14 protein-coding genes are annotated in these 17,209 nt (G+C 71.3%); 12 read left to right on the top strand and 2 right to left on the bottom strand.

Annotated elements, in window-relative coordinates:
- Positions 1-26 precede the first annotated feature (26 nt).
- From AC59HU_RS01980 to dnaE, 4 genes are all read left to right on the top strand, one after another.
- Positions 27-1,340 carry a low temperature requirement protein A gene (locus tag AC59HU_RS01980; RefSeq protein WP_497221637.1) on the top strand — a complete coding sequence of 438 codons (1,314 nt, stop codon included), beginning with the start codon at positions 27-29 and terminating at the stop codon, positions 1,338-1,340.
- 42 nt (positions 1,341-1,382) lie between these two features.
- On the top strand, positions 1,383-2,060 hold the full coding sequence (locus tag AC59HU_RS01975; protein WP_497221636.1) for a 4a-hydroxytetrahydrobiopterin dehydratase: 678 nt from the start codon (positions 1,383-1,385) through the stop codon (positions 2,058-2,060).
- Positions 2,061-2,086: 26 nt separating this feature from the next.
- The gene (locus AC59HU_RS01970) at positions 2,087-2,338 is read left to right on the top strand and encodes a hypothetical protein (RefSeq protein WP_497221635.1); all 252 of its coding nucleotides are present in this window, start codon (positions 2,087-2,089) and stop codon (positions 2,336-2,338) included.
- Between the two features lie 106 nt (positions 2,339-2,444).
- Positions 2,445-5,906 (top strand): DNA polymerase III subunit alpha, encoded by a 3,462-nt coding sequence (gene dnaE / locus AC59HU_RS01965; protein WP_497222067.1) that lies wholly within the window; start codon positions 2,445-2,447, stop codon positions 5,904-5,906.
- A 55-nt stretch (positions 5,907-5,961) separates the two neighbouring features.
- Here the strand turns inward: dnaE and AC59HU_RS01960 are convergent, their stop codons facing one another.
- Positions 5,962-6,819, bottom strand: a complete 858-nt coding sequence (locus tag AC59HU_RS01960) for an NAD(P)H-binding protein (protein ID WP_497221634.1) — start codon at positions 6,817-6,819, stop codon at positions 5,962-5,964.
- A gap of 85 nt (positions 6,820-6,904) precedes the next feature.
- Here AC59HU_RS01960 and AC59HU_RS01955 point away from each other — a divergent pair, with 85 nt between their 5' ends.
- The 6 genes from AC59HU_RS01955 to AC59HU_RS01930 all read left to right on the top strand — a co-directional run bounded on the left by AC59HU_RS01955 (position 6,905) and on the right by AC59HU_RS01930 (position 14,269).
- On the top strand, positions 6,905-7,693 hold the full coding sequence (locus AC59HU_RS01955) for a TetR/AcrR family transcriptional regulator (RefSeq protein WP_497221633.1): 789 nt from the start codon (positions 6,905-6,907) through the stop codon (positions 7,691-7,693).
- A 116-nt stretch (positions 7,694-7,809) separates the two neighbouring features.
- A complete protein-coding gene (locus AC59HU_RS01950; protein ID WP_497221632.1) occupies positions 7,810-9,969 on the top strand; it encodes a glycosyltransferase in 2,160 nt (719 codons plus the stop codon).
- Positions 9,948-11,339 carry a glycosyltransferase gene (locus AC59HU_RS01945; RefSeq protein ID WP_497221631.1) on the top strand — a complete coding sequence of 464 codons (1,392 nt, stop codon included), beginning with the start codon at positions 9,948-9,950 and terminating at the stop codon, positions 11,337-11,339. Before AC59HU_RS01950 ends, AC59HU_RS01945 begins: the two co-directional genes overlap by 22 nt.
- A gap of 12 nt (positions 11,340-11,351) precedes the next feature.
- Positions 11,352-12,659: a histidinol dehydrogenase gene (gene hisD, locus AC59HU_RS01940; RefSeq protein ID WP_497221630.1), complete on the top strand. Its 1,308-nt coding sequence runs from the start codon at positions 11,352-11,354 to the stop codon at positions 12,657-12,659.
- Between the two features lie 50 nt (positions 12,660-12,709).
- Positions 12,710-13,204 (top strand): transcriptional regulator NrdR, encoded by a 495-nt coding sequence (gene nrdR, locus AC59HU_RS01935; protein WP_497221629.1) that lies wholly within the window; start codon positions 12,710-12,712, stop codon positions 13,202-13,204.
- A gap of 12 nt (positions 13,205-13,216) precedes the next feature.
- Complete coding sequence (locus tag AC59HU_RS01930) at positions 13,217-14,269, top strand: quinone-dependent dihydroorotate dehydrogenase (protein WP_497221628.1); 1,053 nt, start codon at positions 13,217-13,219, stop codon at positions 14,267-14,269.
- 50 nt (positions 14,270-14,319) lie between these two features.
- Here AC59HU_RS01930 and AC59HU_RS01925 read toward each other — a convergent pair whose 3' ends face one another.
- A complete protein-coding gene (locus AC59HU_RS01925) occupies positions 14,320-14,889 on the bottom strand; it encodes a DUF3043 domain-containing protein (protein ID WP_497221627.1) in 570 nt (189 codons plus the stop codon).
- Positions 14,890-14,925: 36 nt separating this feature from the next.
- Between AC59HU_RS01925 and AC59HU_RS01920 the strand changes: the two genes are divergently transcribed.
- Both AC59HU_RS01920 and AC59HU_RS01915 read left to right on the top strand, forming a co-directional pair.
- Complete coding sequence (locus AC59HU_RS01920; RefSeq protein ID WP_497221626.1) at positions 14,926-16,398, top strand: dipeptidase; 1,473 nt, start codon at positions 14,926-14,928, stop codon at positions 16,396-16,398.
- A 229-nt stretch (positions 16,399-16,627) separates the two neighbouring features.
- A complete protein-coding gene (locus tag AC59HU_RS01915) occupies positions 16,628-17,008 on the top strand; it encodes a HesB/IscA family protein (RefSeq protein ID WP_497221625.1) in 381 nt (126 codons plus the stop codon).
- Positions 17,009-17,209: the final 201 nt, after the last annotated feature.

The following is a 17,209-nucleotide window of genomic DNA, read 5'->3' as shown; positions in this document are numbered from 1 at the left end:
GCGCCACAATGCAGCCGGGAGGGTACATGACCGGGACGACCGACTTCGAGACCGAGCTCGCGCACGAGCTGCGGCACCGCCTGCGCCCGATGCGGGGGCGGGACCCCCGTGAGCGCGGCCGCGCGACGACGCCGCTCGAGCTGCTCTACGACCTGACCTACGTCGTCGCCTTCGCGACCGCGGCTGACCTGCTCGCCGAGCACCTGGGCGAGGGCTCGGTCTGGCCGTCGATCGGCGCCTACGCCTTCGCCGTCTGGGCGGTCAGCTGGGCCTGGCTCAACTTCACCTGGTTCTCGTCTGCCTACGGCAACGACGACGTGCTGTTCCGCCTCGCCACGATCGTGCAGATGATCGGGGTCATCGTGCTGAGCTACGGCCTGCCGGTCTCCTTCGAGGCCGCCGCGCACGGGGAGAGCCCGAACAACCTCCTGATGGTCATCGGGTACATCGTGATGCGGGTGCCGCAGATCGCCCTCTGGCTCCGCGCCGCCCTGCGCGACCCGGCCCACCGGCGGAACGCCTACTCCTACGTGATCATCATCTCGGTGGCGCAGGTCGGCTGGCTGCTGACCGCCGTGCTCCCGCTCCCGGCCGGTGCGACCGTGATCGCGATCGTGCTGCTGGCGCTCGCCGAGATGGTCGCCCCGGTGCTGGCGACCCGGCGCTACGGGTACTCGCCCTGGAACGCCGGGCACATCGCGGAGCGCTTCACCCTGCTCACCCTGATCACGATCGGCGAGGTGATCGCCGGCACCACGGCCGCGGTCGGCGCTCTGACCCAGGAGCAGGGCTGGACCGCCGAGGCCGTCCTCCTCGCCGCGTCGGGTCTCGTGATCGCGGCGGCGGTGTGGTGGACCTACTTCCTCGTGCCGTCCCGCCTCGTGCTCGAGCGGCGCCCCGAGCGCACCTTCGCCTGGCGGTACGCGCATCTGGCCCTGTTCGGTTCGATCGCGGCGATCGGCGCCGGGCTGCACCTCACCACGATCGCGGTCGAGCGGGGCGAGGTCACCCTGCTCGGGATCGCGCTAGCCCTGGCCATCCCACTCGCCCTGACGTTCATGCTGATCTTCCTGGTGTGGAGCGTGCTGCTGCACGCCTACGACCTCACCCACCTGCCCCTCCTTCTGCTCACCCTGACGCCGTTGGCCGCCGCGGTCGTGGTGGGCGCGGCCGCCGGCGCGCATCCCTTCGACGTCGAGGAGCGCGGCTCGCTCACCTCGCTCAGCGTCGTTGTGGGGCTCGTCGCTCTCGGGGCGATCATCGAGGTGGTCGGCCACGAGCTGGTCGGCTACCGGCACACCCTCCGGGCCTGGCGGGCGGGCGAGGCCGCCCCCCGCTGACGAGGGATGGACACGCAGGCCCCGCGACGGTAGACCGGGAGGATGAGCGACGACGCGATCTCTCCCCGCGACTTCCGGGCCGCCGAGGGTACGACCGACTGGCGAGTGGTCGGCGACGGCGCCCGCGCCTACTTCGACACGACGTCCTCCGGGCGGGGCTCCTTCTCCGCCGGAGCCGCCTTCGTGGCGGCCGTGGCCGACCTGGCCGAGGCGGCAGGGCACCACCCCGAGCTCGACCTCCGCTACGACGGCGTCGCCGTGCGCCTGATCAGCCATGACCTCGGCGACATCAGCCGACGCGACCTCGAGCTCGCCCGCGGCATCTCGCGGGCGGCGCAGGACCTCGGCGTCCGGGCCGATCCCACCCGGGTGCAGAGCCTGCAGATCGCCATCGACGCGGTCGACGTCGCGGCCGTGCGCCGGTTCTGGCAGGCCGTGCTCGACTACCGGCCGGTCGAGGATGCCGATCTCACCGATCCGCGCCGGCTCGGTCCGAACGTCTGGATCCAGCAGATCGACGCGCCGCGGCCCGACCGCAACACCATCCACCTCGACGTCTACCTGCCGCGCGACGCGGTGGAGGGCCGGCTCGCGGCGGCGCTCGCCGCCGGCGGCCGGATCGTCAGCGACGCCGACGCGCCCGAGTGGTGGACCCTGGCCGATCCCGAGGGCAACGAGGTCGACCTCGCACCCTGGCGCGACGACAGCCCCTGGAGCTGACCGCCGGCCCCCGGTACGCTTCGGGCATGGAGCAGGAGAACGCACCCCACCTCACGCCCGAGCAGCTCGAAGCGTCCGAGCACGTCGAGAAACGCAGCGTCGAGGGAGAGGCCCGCTACTACGTCAAAGACCTCCAGAAGCACCTCCGTGCCTTCGGTCATCCGAACCCCGACGGGCTCGTGGCGTACTTCACACCCGACGGAAAATTCCACGCCCAGGGTGTCGATCGCGAGCAGCAGCTGAGGGTCATCGGCGCCATGGGCGGCGTGGTCGCCTGAGGTCGGCGGGTCGGCGTTTAGACTTGGAACCCACGCCGAACACGCCGGAGACCCAGTGCCCTCGAACGATTCCTTCGTGCATCTGCACGTCCACAGCGAATACTCGATGCTGGACGGTGCCGCGCGGGTGAAACCCCTGATCGAGGCCGCGAAAGAGCAGGGGATGCCCGCGGTCGCGGTCACCGACCACGGCAACGTCTTCGGTGCCTTCGACTTCTGGAAGACGGCCACCGAGGCCGGCATCAAGCCGATCATCGGCACCGAGGCGTACCTGACCCCGGGCACCCACCGATCCGACAAGACCCGGGTGCGCTGGGGCAACGGCGGGGGAGACGACGTCAGCGGTGCCGGCGCCTACACCCACATGACGCTGCTCTCCCAGAGCACCGAGGGGATGCACAACCTCTTCCGCCTCTCCAGCAAGGCGAGCATCGAGGGCTACTACTTCAAGCCCCGGATGGACCGTGAGCTGCTGAGCGAGTTCAGCACCGGCCTGATCGCGACGACCGGCTGCCCGAGCGGCGAGGTGCAGACCCGGCTCCGGCTCGGCCAGTACGACGAGGCGGTCAAGGCGGCGTCGGACTTCCGTGACATCTTCGGCAAGGAGAACTTCTTCTGCGAGATCATGGATCACGGTCTCGACATCGAGCGCCGCATCATGACCGACCTGCTCCGGCTGGCCAAGCAGCTCGACCTGCCCCTGGTCGCCACGAACGACCTGCACTACACCCACGCCCACGACGCCACGAGCCACGCCGCCCTGCTCTGCGTGCAGTCCGGCTCGACCCTCTCCGACCCCAACCGGTTCAAGTTCGACGCCGACGAGTTCTACTTGAAGTCGGCCGCCGAGATGCGCCAGATCTTCCGCGACTACCCGGAGGCCTGCGACAACACGCTGCTGATCGCCGAGCGCTGCGAGGTCGCCTTCGACACCAGCGCCAACTACATGCCGCGCTACCCGGTGCCCGAGGGCGAGACCGAGGCGACCTGGTTCGAGAAGGAGGTCGAGGCCGGGCTCGCCGAGCGCTACCCCGACGGCATCTCCCGCGAGGTGCGCGAGCGCGCCGACTACGAGGTCGGCGTGATCAAGGGGATGGGCTTCCCCGGTTACTTCCTGGTCGTCGCCGACTTCATCAACTGGTCCAAGCGCAACGGCATCCGGGTCGGGCCGGGCCGTGGTTCCGGCGCAGGGTCCATGGCGGCCTACGCCATGAAGATCACCGACCTCGACCCGCTGGTGCACGGCCTGATCTTCGAGCGGTTCCTCAACCCCGACCGCGTCAGCATGCCCGACTTCGACGTCGACTTCGACGACCGTCGCCGCGGCGAGGTCATCAAGTACGTGACCGAGAAGTACGGCAGCGAGCGGGTCGCGCAGATCGTCACCTACGGCACGATCAAGGCGAAGCAGGCCTTGAAAGACTCCGGTCGCGTGCTGGGCTTCCCGTTCAGCATGGGCGAGAAGCTCACCAAGGCGATGCCGCCGCCCATCATGGGCAAGGACATCCCGCTCTCCGGCATCTTCGACAAGGCGCACCCGCGCTACAAAGAGGCCGTCGACATCCGCACCGTGATCGAGACCGACCCGGAGGCGCGCACCGTCTTCGACACGGCCCTCGGCATCGAGAACCTCAAGCGTCAGTGGGGCGTGCACGCGGCGGGCGTCATCATGTCCAGCGACCCGCTGATCGACATCATCCCGATCATGAAGCGGGAGCAGGACGGCCAGATCGTCACCCAGTTCGACTACCCGGCGGCCGAGTCGCTCGGGTTGATCAAGATGGACTTCCTGGGTCTGCGCAACCTGACGATCATCGACGACGCGCTCGACAACATCCGGGCCAACCGCGGCGAAGACCTGGTGCTCGAAGACCTGGCGCTCGACGACAAGCCCTCGTACGACCTGCTCGCCCGGGGCGACACCCTCGGCGTGTTCCAGCTCGACGGCGGGCCCATGCGCGGGCTCCTCCGCCTGATGAAGCCCGACAACTTCGAAGACATCTCGGCCGTGCTCGCGCTGTACCGGCCGGGTCCGATGGGTGCCGACTCGCACACGAACTACGCCCTCCGCAAGAACGGCATCCAGCCGATCACCCCGATCCACCCCGAGCTGGAGGAGCCGCTGCGCGAGGTACTCGGCGGCACCTACGGCCTGATCGTCTACCAGGAGCAGGTGATGTCGATCGCGCAGAAGCTCGCCGGCTTCACGCTCGCGCAGGCCGACCTGCTCCGCCGCGCGATGGGCAAGAAGAAGAAGTCCGAGCTCGACAAGCAGTACGAGGGCTTCTCCAAGGGCATGCACGACAACGGCTACTCCGAGGCCGCGGTCAAGACGCTCTGGGACATCCTGCTGCCCTTCTCCGACTACGCCTTCAACAAGGCGCACTCCGCGGCCTACGGCGTGGTCTCGTACTGGACCGCCTACCTCAAGACGCACTACCCGGCCGAGTACATGGCGGCGCTGCTGACGAGCGTCGGCGACTCGAAGGACAAGATGGCGATGTACCTCAGCGAGTGCCGTCGCATGGGCATCAAGGTGCTGCCGCCCGACGTGAACGAGTCGATCGGCTTCTTCACCGCCGTCGGCACCGACATCCGCTTCGGCATGGGGGCGGTCCGCAACGTCGGGATGAACGTGGTCGAGCTGATCAAGACCGCCCGGGAGGAGAAGGGCGCGTTCACCTCCTTCGGCGACTTCCTGAAGAAGATCCCGCTCGGGGCCACGAACAAGCGCACGATCGAGTCGCTGATCAAGGCGGGCGCCTTCGACTCGCTGGGCTCGACCCGGCGGGCGCTGATCGAGGTGCACGAGGCGATGATCGACAACGCGGTCTCCGAGAAGCGCAACGAGGCCAACGGCCAGGTCGGCTTCGACTTCGACTCGCTGTGGGATGCGCCCGAGGAGGTGCACGACATCCCGGTGCGCCCCGAGTGGGCCAAGCGCGACAAGCTCGCCTTCGAGCGCGACATGCTCGGGCTCTACGTCTCCGACCACCCGCTGGCGGGGCTCGAGATCCCGCTGGCCAAGGTTGCGTCCACGAGCATCCTGGATCTGCTGGAGAGCGAGCACACGCAGGACGGCGACCAGGTCACGGTCGCCGGGCTGATCACGAGCGTGCAGCACCGCACCGCGAAGAACTCGGGCAACCAGTACGGCATGATCACGGTCGAGGACTTCGGCGGCGAGATCACCGCGATGTTCATGGGCAAGACCTACCAGGAGTTCGGGCCGGCGCTCACGAACGACGCCATCGTCGTCGTGCGCGGGCGGGTCTCGCTGCGCGACGACGGGATGAACCTGCACGCGTTCAGCCTGTTCCAGCCCGATCTCGGGCAGGTCGGCACCTCCGGCCCGCTGCAGATCTCGCTGGCCGAGTACAAGGCGACGACCGACACGGTGCAGGCCCTGAACGACGTGCTGATTAGGCACTCCGGCGACACCGAGGTGCGGTTGCGGCTGGTGAAGAGCGACAACGTGCGGGTGTTCGAGGTGCCGTACGGCGTCAACGTCACCGCCGACCTCTACGGCGAGCTCAAGTCGCTGCTCGGCCCGAACTGCCTGGTCTGACCGCCGGCGGAGGTGGCTGCGGCCCACGAATATTGTGCGTGCCGCAGCCTCCTCGCTAACGCCCCTCGGCCACGACGAGCGCGTCGCGCGCGGAGGCGGGCTCGCGACCCAGCAGGTCGGTGAGCAGCGGGTCGGTGCCGGCGAAGAACCCCTCCGACGCGGCCAGGTACATGCCGAGCAGGAACCGGGCGGCCCCCTCGGGCGTCCCGGCGGCGACCTGTCCCGCCACCCACTCCTCGGGGTCGAGCTCGATCAACTCGACCGGGCGATCCCCGAGCGCGCTCGCGATCCGGGCGATCTCGCCGAAGTCGGGCGCATCCGGTGCGGTGAGGGTCACCGGCCCGTCGTAGCGCCCGTCGCTCAGCAGGACGACGGCGGCGGCCTCGGCCGCATCCTCCCGCGAGGTCCACGAGATCGGGCCGTTCGCGGGCACGGTGATCGCGCCGGTCTGCCGCCACGAAGCCGTCACCCAGCCGAGCGTGTGCGCGTAGAAGCCGTTGCGGAGCGCGGTCCACGGCAGGCCCGAGGCGGCCAACAGCTCCTCGGTCGCCGCGTGGTCCCGCGCCGGGGCGAACGGGCTGTCCGCGGCGGCGCCTTGATGGCTGGTGTACAGGATGCGACCGACCCCGGCGGCGACCGCGGCCTCGATCGCGGCGCGGTGGAGGGCGACCGCATCCGCACCCTGGTCGTTCGACGAGACCAGCAGCAGCTGATCGCCGCCGGCGAAGGCGGGGACGAGGGTCTCGGGCCGCGCGTAGTCCCCGCGGCGGATCTCGACCCCGAGGGCGGCGAGCTCGCCCGCCTTCGACGGGTCGCGCACGACCGCGGCGATGCCGCTCGGGGGCACGGTCGCGACCAGATGGCGGAGGGTTCCTCCGTTGAGGGCGCCGGTGGCTCCGGTGATGACGATCATGATCGCTCCATTCGTTAGCGGTGGAATCGCTGTAACGGTAGCACTGATATTCCAGCGATAGCGACTATGCGTTATCATCGGAAACATGACAGCAGATCTGCTCGAGGCCGACCGGACGGTCGACGGTTCCCGCCCCCGCATCATCCGCGCCGCAGCCGAGCTGCTCCGCGAGGGCGGGGCGGCCGCGGTCACCACCCGCGCGGTGGCGTCGCGCGCGGGAGTGCAGGCGCCGACGATCTACCGGCTGTTCGGCGACAAGGACGGCCTGCTGGAGGCGGTCGCGGAGGACGCGATGGCGACGCACGTCGCCGCCAAGCGCGACCGGGTCGACGAGGCCGCGGCGGCGGGAGCGGATCCGATCGACGACCTGCGGCGCGGCTGGCAGGACCAGATCGAGTTCGGGCTCGCGAACCCGGCCCTGTTCCGGCTGATGAGCGACCCCGATCGGGCCGCGCGCTCCGACGCGGCGGCAGCGGGCCTCCGGGTGCTCGCGGCGCGGATGAACCGGGTGGCCCGGAGCGGGCTGCTGCGGGTCACCGAGGAGCGCGCCGTGGCGATCATGCACGCCGCCGGACTCGGAGCGGTGCAGACCACGCTCGCCCTCCCGCCCGAGCTGCGCCAGGCCGGGCTGTTCGACGACCTGCTCGAGGCGGTGCTCGGTCGCATCCTCCTCGAACCGGAGAGCGGCGCGTCCCGGCTCGAGCCCGATCCGGGCGCCGATTCCGACGCCGCTCGACCTCCGGCGACCGGACCCGACTCCCGCACGGCGGCCGTCGTGGCGCTCCGCGCGCACGCGGCCGACCTGCCGTTCCTCAGCCCGGTCGAGCGCGCTCTGCTCGTCGAGTGGCTCGACCGCCCGGGCGCCGCCGGCTGAGGTTTCGCTCACCGTTCGGGGGCTGTTAGGAAGCTTTATGGCTAGACAATCTAGGGTTATGGTTGACAAGCGCGACCGGATACGGCCGCGGGAGGATTCCAGCAGTAGGGCGAGCAGTGGGCATTCAGACATCACTCGACGGCGTGCTCGAGGCCGACCGGATCGTCGAGGCCATGCGCCGCGCCGACGACCTCGCCTTCGAGGCAAGCCGGGAGCCGGGGCTGCGCACCCTCCGCATCCTCACCGGAGCGCTGGACAGCGCAGACGACGTGGCGGCGGTCGCCGCCGTGCACGCCTTCGGCCAGATCGTCGACGACGAAGCGAACCACGTGCTCACCGGGCTGCTCTCCGAGGAGCGCGGCTTCCTCCGCGAGCACGCCGCCTGGGTGCTCGGCGCGCGCATCCCGTACCTCGACGGCGTCGGCCGGCTGATCGGCATGGTGGTCGAGGGCGGCTTCGGCGGCATGATCGCCCAGCGCTCCCTGGAGCAGTGGGCGCAGACCGCGCCCGACCACGTCGCGGTCGGTCTCGAGGGGGCGCTCCTCGGCATCCACGAGCCGGGCGCCCGGTACCGCCTGGTCGAGACGCTGGGCCTCATCCGCGGCGAGGGCCCGGCGCGCCGGCTGATCCAGGCCGCGTCGGATGCGGGGGAGCACCCGCTGGTCCGCACCGCCGCGATCGCCGGTCTCGGCCAGCACCGCGGCGACAGCCGTGCGGCGGCCCTCCTCGACGACCTCGCCCGGGGGGAGGACGGGCCGCTCGCCGACGTCGCGCGCCTGGGCCTGATCGACCTGGCCGGGGGTGTCGTCTCCACCCGCAGCACCGGTGGTCCGCTCACCGTGGCCCAGCTGTTCCTGCACGCCGACGTGGATGCCGCGCTCAGCGCGGCGGGCAGCGGCGACAACGGGGGAGTCGCGACCCTGTTGGTGCGGCTCGGCGACGCCCTCGTCGGCGATCGCCCCGGATCCCCGGTCGGTCGCGTGCTCACGATGTCGCGCGGCACGGTCCCGGATGCGATCGAGAGCGTCGCCGACATCGCCGCGCACGAGTCCGGTCACCGCTACGGCCGCATCCCGCTTCTCACGCCGACGGCCAGCAGTGCGACCGCGTGGCCGCAGCGGGTGGCGGCCCGTCGCGGCATCCGACGCATCCTGCGCGCCGCCGGCACCGTCGACGTGCTGCACCTGCGGATGGCGGAGGTCGGCAGCCTGGCCGCCTCGGACGTCGCCCGCGAGCTCGACATCCCCGTCGTCTTCACGGTGGCACCCGACCCGCACGCGGTCATCCAGTCGATGGACTCGGCCGGCACCCTGACCCGCACGAACTTCGGCGCGGCCGACGAGCGCGAGCACTTCTGGTTCCGGGCCCGGCTGGTGCAGCGGCTCGCCTCGAACGCGAACCACACGGTGCTCTTCCCGCGCCCCGAGCTGCGTCGCGACATGCGCACGCTCGTCGGCATCGACATCGACTCGCATCCCGAGCGCCACACCATCGTGCCGGAGGGGATCGACCTCCGGGTCGTCGACCTCGCCGTCGACGAGGCCCGCGCGCACCACGAGGGCGGCCCGGCCGGCCCCGAGCTCGCCGAGCTGCGTGCCCTGGTCGAGACCCTCCCGGCCGAGCGCCGCGGCCTGCCGCTGCTGGTCAGCGTCGGCCGGTTCCACCAGGTGAAGGGGATGGCGGCGATCGTCGCGGCCTGGCAGGGCAGTGCGGCCGCCGACCGCGCGAACCTGCTGCTGATCGGAGGGAACCTGCTCGAACCCTCCGTGGCCGAGCGCGAGCAGCTCGACGCGATCGAGGCGGTCGTGCCGGTCGGCGAGCGCGCCCGACGCGGCCTGCTGCTGCCCGGACACCGGCCGAACGACACGGTGGCCCGCTGGATGGCGGCCGCCCGCACCGGGCTGCCGGGCCTCAGCGCCGGCCGGGGCGTCTACGTCTGCGGCAGCCTCAAGGAGGAGTTCGGCATCGCGCTGCTCGAAGCGATGGCGACCGGGCTGCTCGTGGTCGCGCCCGACGGCGGCGGCCCCGCGACCTACGTCGAGGACGGCGTGACCGGGTTCCTCACCCAGACCTGGGATCCGGCGGCCCTGACGGATGCCATCGACCGCGCCTCGGTGCGGGCGGCGGCCGAGACCACCGACGACCGCGCCCGGCGCTCACGCGCGGTGGTCGAGTCGAGCTTCACCATCCAGGCGATGGCCACGGCGCTCGACGGCGTCTACGAGCAGGTCCGGCGCGAGAACAGCGACCTCGCGTGGCCGGTGCCGCAGTCGTGACCGTCCTCGTCATCAGCCCCGACTACGCCTCCCACCTCCTACCCCTGGTCACCCTCGCGGGGGCCTGGCACGCGCGGGGCGAGCGGGTCGTGGTCGCCACCGGCGACGCGACCGACTCGATCGTGCGCCGCCTCGGCTTCGAGCGCATCCCGCTCCAGCTCGGCCGGGGCTCGAACCCCGGCGTGATCCGGGCCGACGAGCAGCCGGAGGAGGAGGACACCTCGCTCCGCGGCTTCTTCGCGGCGACGCGGCTCGGCATGCTGCCGACCCTGCGGTACCAGGCCGAGGAGCGGCTCACCGACCTGATGTGGCAGCCGGTCGAGAAGGCGAGGGCCACGGTCGCGGTGGTCGAGGCCGTGCGGCCTGACACCGTGCTGGTCGACCATCTCGCCTTCAGTGCGCGCCTGGGCCTCGCGGCCGCGGGCATCCCGTACGTCGACGTGGTGCTCGGTCACCCCTCCGCCCTTCCCACGGGCGACGAGCTCTACGGATACCCGGCCGCGTGGCCGGCGGCCTTCGAGCCGGATGCCGACGAGCTCTCCCGGCTCCGCGAGCTCTGCGAACGGGTGAGCGTCTCCTTCACGGCCGAGTGGAACGCCGCGCTCGCGCAGCTGGACCCGGCCGCGCAGCCCTCGCCCTCGGCCTTCTCGGAGACCGGCGACCTGCTTCTGTTCAACTACCCGGCCGAGCTCGCCGACCCGGCCCGCGACGCCGGCCTGCCTCCGCATCGGCACCTCGGTTCGATGCCGCGCGACGACTCGGGGGATCCCGAGGTCGAGCGCTGGCTGGCGGAGTCGGACGACCCGGTGGTCTACGTCAGCTTCGGCAGCTTCCTCTCGGTGCGCGACGACGTGCTGGCCGTCGTGGCCGAGGCGCTGCGCCGGCTGGCGGGTGGCGGGGATGGCGCCGGAACCGGATCCGACCCCGGCAGTGGTACCGGCCCGGTCACCAGGGTACGCGCCGCGATCGCGACCGGCTCGGGCGATCCGGCCCGGCTGGGCGAGCTGCCCTCGACCTGGCTGGTGCGCGAGTACCTGCCGCAGGTCTCCCTGCTCCGGCAGGCGGCCGCCGCCGTCACCCACGGCGGCAACAACAGCGTGACGGAGGCCGTGACCTTCGCCGTGCCCACCCTCGTCCTCCCGTTCTCGACCGACCAGTTCGCCGGTGCCGCGGCCCTCGAGCGAGCCGGTCTCGGCGTCGCGCTCGACCCGAACGCGCTGACGGTGGATGCGGCGACGACCGCGCTCGGCCGGCTGCTCGACCCGGCCTTCGCCGGCCGCGCACAGCTCGGCGCGATCGCGGCCGGCCTCGAGACCGAACCCGGGCCCGACCGCGGCTACCGCGCCGTGGCCGAGTCCGCCGCTCGCTAGGCTGGGAACGCCATGATCAAGACCATCGACCTCCGCGGTCAGACCCCCACCCGAGCCGAACTCGTGAGCCTCGTGCCGCGCGCCGACACCGACGTGACGGTCGCCTCCGAGGCCGCCCTCGCCCTGGTCGAGGCCGTGCGGGAGGACGGCCTCGTCGCGCTCCGCGACCAGGCCTTGCGCTTCGACGGGGTCGTGCCCGAGCACGTGCGGGTTCCGCAGGCCGAGATCGACGCCGCGGTCGACGGGCTCGACCCGGCCGTGCGCGACGCGCTCGAGGAGGCGATCACGCGGGTGCGTCTCGCGACCGCCGCCCAGATCCCGGATGCGCGGGTGACGACCCTGGACGACGGCGCCGTCGTCGAGCAGCGCTGGCACCCCGTCGAACGCGTCGGGCTCTACGTGCCCGGCGGCAAGGCGGTCTACCCGTCGAGCGTCGTGATGAACGTGGTGCCGGCCCAGCTGGCCGGGGTCGGCTCGATCGCCATCGCGTCGCCGCCCCAGAAGGAGTTCGGCGGGTCGATCCACCCCACGATCCTCGGTGCCGCCGGGCTCCTCGGCGTCGACGAGGTGTACGCCGTCGGGGGAGCGGGGGCCGTGGGTGCCCTCGCCTACGGGGTCGAGGAGATCGGGCTCGACCCGGTCGAGGTGATCACCGGGCCGGGCAACGTCTTCGTGGCCGCCGCGAAGCGGATCGTCCGCGGGGTCGTCGGCATCGACTCGGAGGCCGGGCCCACCGAGATCCTGATCATCGCCGACGGCAGCGCCGACCCGGAGTTCGTCGCCGCCGACCTGGTCAGCCAGGCCGAGCACGACGAGCTCGCCGCGGCCGTGCTCGTCACCGACTCGCCCGAGCTCGCCGCGGCCGTCGTCGACGCGCTGTCCCGCGTCGCCGCCTCCACCACCCACGCCGCCCGGGTCGCCGTCGCGCTCGACGGCCCCCAGTCGGCCATCGTGCTGGTCGACTCGATCGAGCAGGCCGCCGCGGTCAGCAACGTCTACGGGCCCGAGCACCTCGAGCTGCAGACGGCCGATCCGGATGCGACGCTCGCCCTCATCCACAACGCCGGCGCGGTCTTCCTCGGCGCGTACTCGCCGGTCAGCCTCGGCGACTACCTCGCCGGGTCGAACCACGTGCTGCCCACCGGGGGGCAGTCGCGCTTCTCGTCGGGCCTCGGCGCCTACACCTTCCTGCGGCCGCAGCAGGTCGTGCGCTACGACCGCGAGGCGCTGCAGACGGTGGCGGCGCGGATCGTGGCCCTCTCGACCGCCGAGAACCTCCCGGCGCACGGCGACGCGGTCACCGCCCGCTTCACCCCCTGACCCCGGGGGAGAGCCGCGAGCGTCGGCGGAGCCGGTACGATTGAGGGGCCATGTTCTGCCCTTACTGCCGCTACCCCGACTCCCGCGTCGTCGACTCCCGCACGACCGACGACGGCCTGGCCATCCGCCGCCGTCGCCAGTGCCCGGACTGCGGTCGGCGCTTCAGCACGACCGAGACCGCGAGCCTGAACGTGATCAAGCGCTCCGGTGTCGTCGAGCCGTTCAGCCGCGAGAAGATCGTCAGCGGCGTGCGCAAGGCCTGCCAGGGCCGGCCGGTCACCGACAGCGACCTGGCGGTGCTCGCCCAGCGCGTCGAAGAGACCGTGCGCCTCTCCGGCGCCGCGCAGATCGAGGCCAACGACATCGGCCTGGCCATCCTCCAGCCGCTCCGCGAGCTCGACGAGGTGGCCTACCTCCGCTTCGCCAGCGTCTACCAGGGCTTCGACTCCCTCGACGACTTCGAGGCCGCGATTACGCTGCTTCGGGTCGAGCACGAGCAGTCGGCCGCCGGGGGATCCGCGACCGTCCGCGACGCGGCCGAGTAGCCGAGGGCCGACGTGTACGACCTGCTGTTCCGGCACGTGCTCTCGCGCATGGATCCGGAGCGCGCCCACCATCTCGCGTTCGGAGTGATCAGCGCCATCCCGAAGCTCGGTCTCGAGGCGCTCTTGGCCCGGTTCACCCTGCCGCGCGACACCGACCTCTCGGTCGAGGCGCTGGGCCTCACCTTCCCGACCCCGTTCGGGCTCGCCGCCGGTTTCGACAAAGACGCCAAGGGCATCCGCGGCTTCGGCGCCCTCGGGTTCGGGCACGTCGAGGTCGGCACGATCACGGCCCGCGCACAGCCCGGCAACCCGCGGCCACGCCTGTTCCGGCTGATCCCCGACCGCGCCGTTGTCAACCGAATGGGCTTCAACAACGCAGGGGCCGCCGCCGCCTCCCTTCGCCTGGCTCGGGTGCGCTCGACCGCGCATCCCCGGCCCGTCATCGGCGTCAACATCGGCAAGAGCCGGGTCGTGGATGTCGAGGATGCGGTCGGCGACTACCTGCAGAGCGCCCGCGCCCTCGCCCCCATGGCCGACTACCTCGTGGTCAACGTCAGCTCGCCCAACACGCCCGGCCTCCGCGGGCTGCAGGAGCTCGACCGGCTGGCCCCTCTGCTCACCGCCGTCAAGGCCGAGGCCGGCCGCACGCCCCTCCTGGTCAAGATCGCCCCCGACCTCACCGACGAGGAGGTGGGCCGGATCGCCGAGCTCGCGGTCGAGCTGGGGCTGGACGGCATCATCGCCACCAACACCACGATCTCCCGCGAGAACCTGCGGACCGACCCCGCCACGGTCGAGGCGGCGGGTGCCGGAGGGCTCTCGGGCGCCCCGCTCGCCGCGCGGTCGCTCGAGGTGCTGAAGCTCATCCGTGCCGTGGTGCCGCCCGAGCTCTGCGTCATCTCGGTCGGCGGCGTCGACACCGCCTACGACGTCGATCAGCGGCTCGCCGCGGGGGCGACGCTCGTGCAGGGCTACACGGCCTTCCTCTACCGGGGGCCGTTCTGGGCGCGCAGAATCAACATCGGCCTGGCGCGACTGCGCCGGACCAGGCGTGCGGGCGCCTGAGGCTCAGCCCGATCGCCGGCGTTCGGCCCGAAGCCGCCGGCGTCCGAAGCTCAGCTCGGGTACTGACCGCGCTTGACCTGCGGCTTCGGCAGGCGCAGCCGACGGAACTGCAGAGCGCGCATCGTGGCGTACCAGCGCACCCGCTCGACCTTGTCGGCGCCGAACTTCTCGCGCAGCTTCTTGGTGAGGCGGAAGCCCATCCACAGGCTGTCGGCGATCACGATGACGACGAAGGCGTAGAGGCCCAGCATCACGGCGGCCTGCACGTCGGGCGCGGGCACCAGCGTGAGCAGGATCACGATGAACATCGCGGGGATCAGGAACTCGCCGACGTTGAACCGGGCGTCGACGTAGTCGCGCACGTAGCGCTTCTGCACACCCTTGTCACGGGCGGGCAGGTACTTCTCGTCGCCGTTCGCCATGCCGACCCGCGCCTTGTCGCGCAGCTCCTGGTTGCGGCGGCGTGCATCCTTCGTCGCTTCCTTGCGGTCACCGGGCACCAGCGGGCGCTTGTTGGCAGCCTCGCGCTCCTTGCGGGTGGGGGTCGCGTGACCCTTGCCCACGGTCGGCTCGACCGGTGCCTCGATCGTCTCTTCGATGCTGCTGGATTTCTTCGCCACGGTGTCCTCGTTCGTCGGTCTCTTAAGATTACCTGCATGACCGACAGCTCAGACTCCTCGTTCGCCCAGAGAACAACAGCGCAGGGAACGACAGCGCAGGGAACAACGCCGGATCCTTCCACAGCGCTCACCGCCCCGGAGGCGGCGCTGGTCTCCGCCATCGAGGCCGCACTGCCGACGAGCATCGCCGAGCTCAGCGACCTCGTCCGCATCCCCTCGGTCTCGTGGGCGGCGTTCGACCCGGCGCACGTGGCCGCCAGCGCCGAGAAGGTCGCCGAGCTCGCCCGGGCGACCGGGGTCTTCGAATCGGTCGACATCCTGCAGGCCCCGACCCCCTCGGGCGAGCTCGGCCAGCCCGCCGTGCTCGCCACCCGGGCGGCCCGCAACGGCCGGCCGACGGTGCTGCTCTATGCGCACCACGACGTGCAGCCGCCCGGAGACGACGCCGCCTGGGAGTCGCTGCCCTTCGAGCCGACCGTGCGCGGCGACCGCCTGTACGGTCGCGGGGCGGCCGACGACAAGGCCGGGGTGGAGTCGCACCTCGCGGCGGTCCGTGCCCTGACCGCCACGGTGGGCGACGACCTCGACCTCGGGCTCGTGCTCTTCATCGAGGGCGAGGAGGAGTTCGGCTCCCGCTCGTTCGGCGCCTTCCTCGAGGCCAATCGCGACCGACTGGCCGCCGACGTCATCGTCGTGGCCGACTCGGACAACTGGGACACCGAGACCCCCTCGCTCACCATCAGCCTCCGCGGCAATGTCACCTTCAAGCTCACCGTCTCGACGCTCGCGCACGCCTCGCACTCCGGCATGTTCGGCGGAGCGGTGCCGGATGCGATGCTCGCCGCGTTCCGCCTCCTCGCGAGCTTCCACGACGAGAACGGCTCGGTCGCGGTCGAGGGCCTGACCGGTCGCGAGATCCAGGCGCCCGAGTACACGGAGGAGACGCTCCGCTCCGAGGCGGGCCTGCTCGACGGCGTGCAGCCGATCGGGGAGGGCTCGATCCTGTCGCGTCTGTGGTCGAAGCCCACCGTGACGGTCACCGGCATCGACGCGACGACCGTGGCCAATGCCTCGAACACCCTCATCCCGAGCGTCTCGGTGCGGGTCAGCGCCCGGATCGCCCCGGGCCAGGACGCGCAGGAGGCCTTCGAGGCGCTCGAGGCGCACGTGCGGGCGCACGCCCCCTTCGGTGCCGAAGTCGACATCAGCGAGGTCGACACCGGCAGCCCGTTCCTGGTCGACACCAGCGGCTGGGCCGTGACCGCGGCGAAGGATGCGATGCGCGACGCGTGGGGCGCCGAGCCGGTCGAGGCCGGCATCGGCGGGTCGATCCCGTTCATCGCCGACCTCGTGCGGGTCTTCCCCGAGGCGCAGATCCTGGTGACGGGGGTGGAGGACCCGCACACCCGGGCCCACAGCCCCAACGAGTCGCTGCACCTCGGCGTCTTCAAGCGCGCGATCACGGCGGAGGCCCTCCTCCTCCTCCGCCTGAATGGGCGAGCCTCCTGACGAGCGTCGGACGCAACGGGCCGTACCCGACGACCCAGCGTGAGCGCGTCGCCGGGAGGTGCGACCGCAGGCCGCGCCTCACGACGACACGCGAACATGTCGCCCGCGCCGCAGGAGCGGCGGCGCGGAAAACCAGAACAGGGAATTCCTGAGCCGACTTGCCGGTTTCCGGAGTTAGACTGCCGTCATCCTTACGATCCTCGATCCTGTTCGAGCGAATGGAGTGAACATGACTGACACCATCCTCACCGCGGGCGTCGACGCCCAGGCCGTCGAGGCCCCCGCGCACAAGGTCGGGATCACGCCGGCCGCGGGCAGCAAGGTGAAGAGCCTGCTCGAGCAGGAGGGCCGCGACGACCTGCGTCTGCGCGTCGCCGTCCAGCCCGGCGGATGCTCGGGGCTGATCTACCAGCTCTACTTCGACGAGCGGATGCTCGACGGCGACGGCGTGGTCGACTTCGACGGCGTCGAGGTCGTCGTCGACAAGATGAGCGTCCCGTACCTCGAGGGCGCCACGATCGACTTCGAGGACACGATCCAGAAGCAGGGCTTCACGATCGACAACCCGAACGCGTCGGGCAGCTGTGCCTGTGGAGACTCCTTCCACTGATACCAGGTCGTGATCCGTCACGATCCAGGGGCCGTTCCTTCGGGGGCGGCCCTTTTTTCGTGCCCGGATCCATCGCCGACACGCCGTGATCGGGCCCCGGACACACCGCTATCCGACCTCCCTGTGGCAGCGCCGGGGAAATCGACACAGTAGGCTAGGAGGAGGTCAAATACACTGAGGTGTAGCTTCCCGAAAGGTCAC

The organism is Herbiconiux sp. 320_LB, from assembly GCF_059691755.1.
This window is presented reverse-complemented; position numbering and strand designations above follow the sequence as displayed.

Coding starts and splice junctions, on each gene's coding strand:
- AC59HU_RS01980 (WP_497221637.1), top strand. CDS start 27: ATGACCGGGACGACCGACTTCGAGACCGAGCTCGCGCACGAGCTGCGG.
- AC59HU_RS01970 (WP_497221635.1), top strand. CDS start 2,087: ATGGAGCAGGAGAACGCACCCCACCTCACGCCCGAGCAGCTCGAAGCG.
- dnaE (WP_497222067.1), top strand. CDS start 2,445: ATGCTGGACGGTGCCGCGCGGGTGAAACCCCTGATCGAGGCCGCGAAA.
- nrdR (WP_497221629.1), top strand. CDS start 12,710: ATGTTCTGCCCTTACTGCCGCTACCCCGACTCCCGCGTCGTCGACTCC.
- hisD (WP_497221630.1), top strand. CDS start 11,352: ATGATCAAGACCATCGACCTCCGCGGTCAGACCCCCACCCGAGCCGAA.
- AC59HU_RS01920 (WP_497221626.1), top strand. CDS start 14,926: ATGACCGACAGCTCAGACTCCTCGTTCGCCCAGAGAACAACAGCGCAG.
- AC59HU_RS01975 (WP_497221636.1), top strand. CDS start 1,383: ATGAGCGACGACGCGATCTCTCCCCGCGACTTCCGGGCCGCCGAGGGT.
- AC59HU_RS01915 (WP_497221625.1), top strand. CDS start 16,628: ATGACTGACACCATCCTCACCGCGGGCGTCGACGCCCAGGCCGTCGAG.
- AC59HU_RS01955 (WP_497221633.1), top strand. CDS start 6,905: ATGACAGCAGATCTGCTCGAGGCCGACCGGACGGTCGACGGTTCCCGC.
- AC59HU_RS01960 (WP_497221634.1), bottom strand. CDS start 6,819: ATGATCGTCATCACCGGAGCCACCGGCGCCCTCAACGGAGGAACCCTC.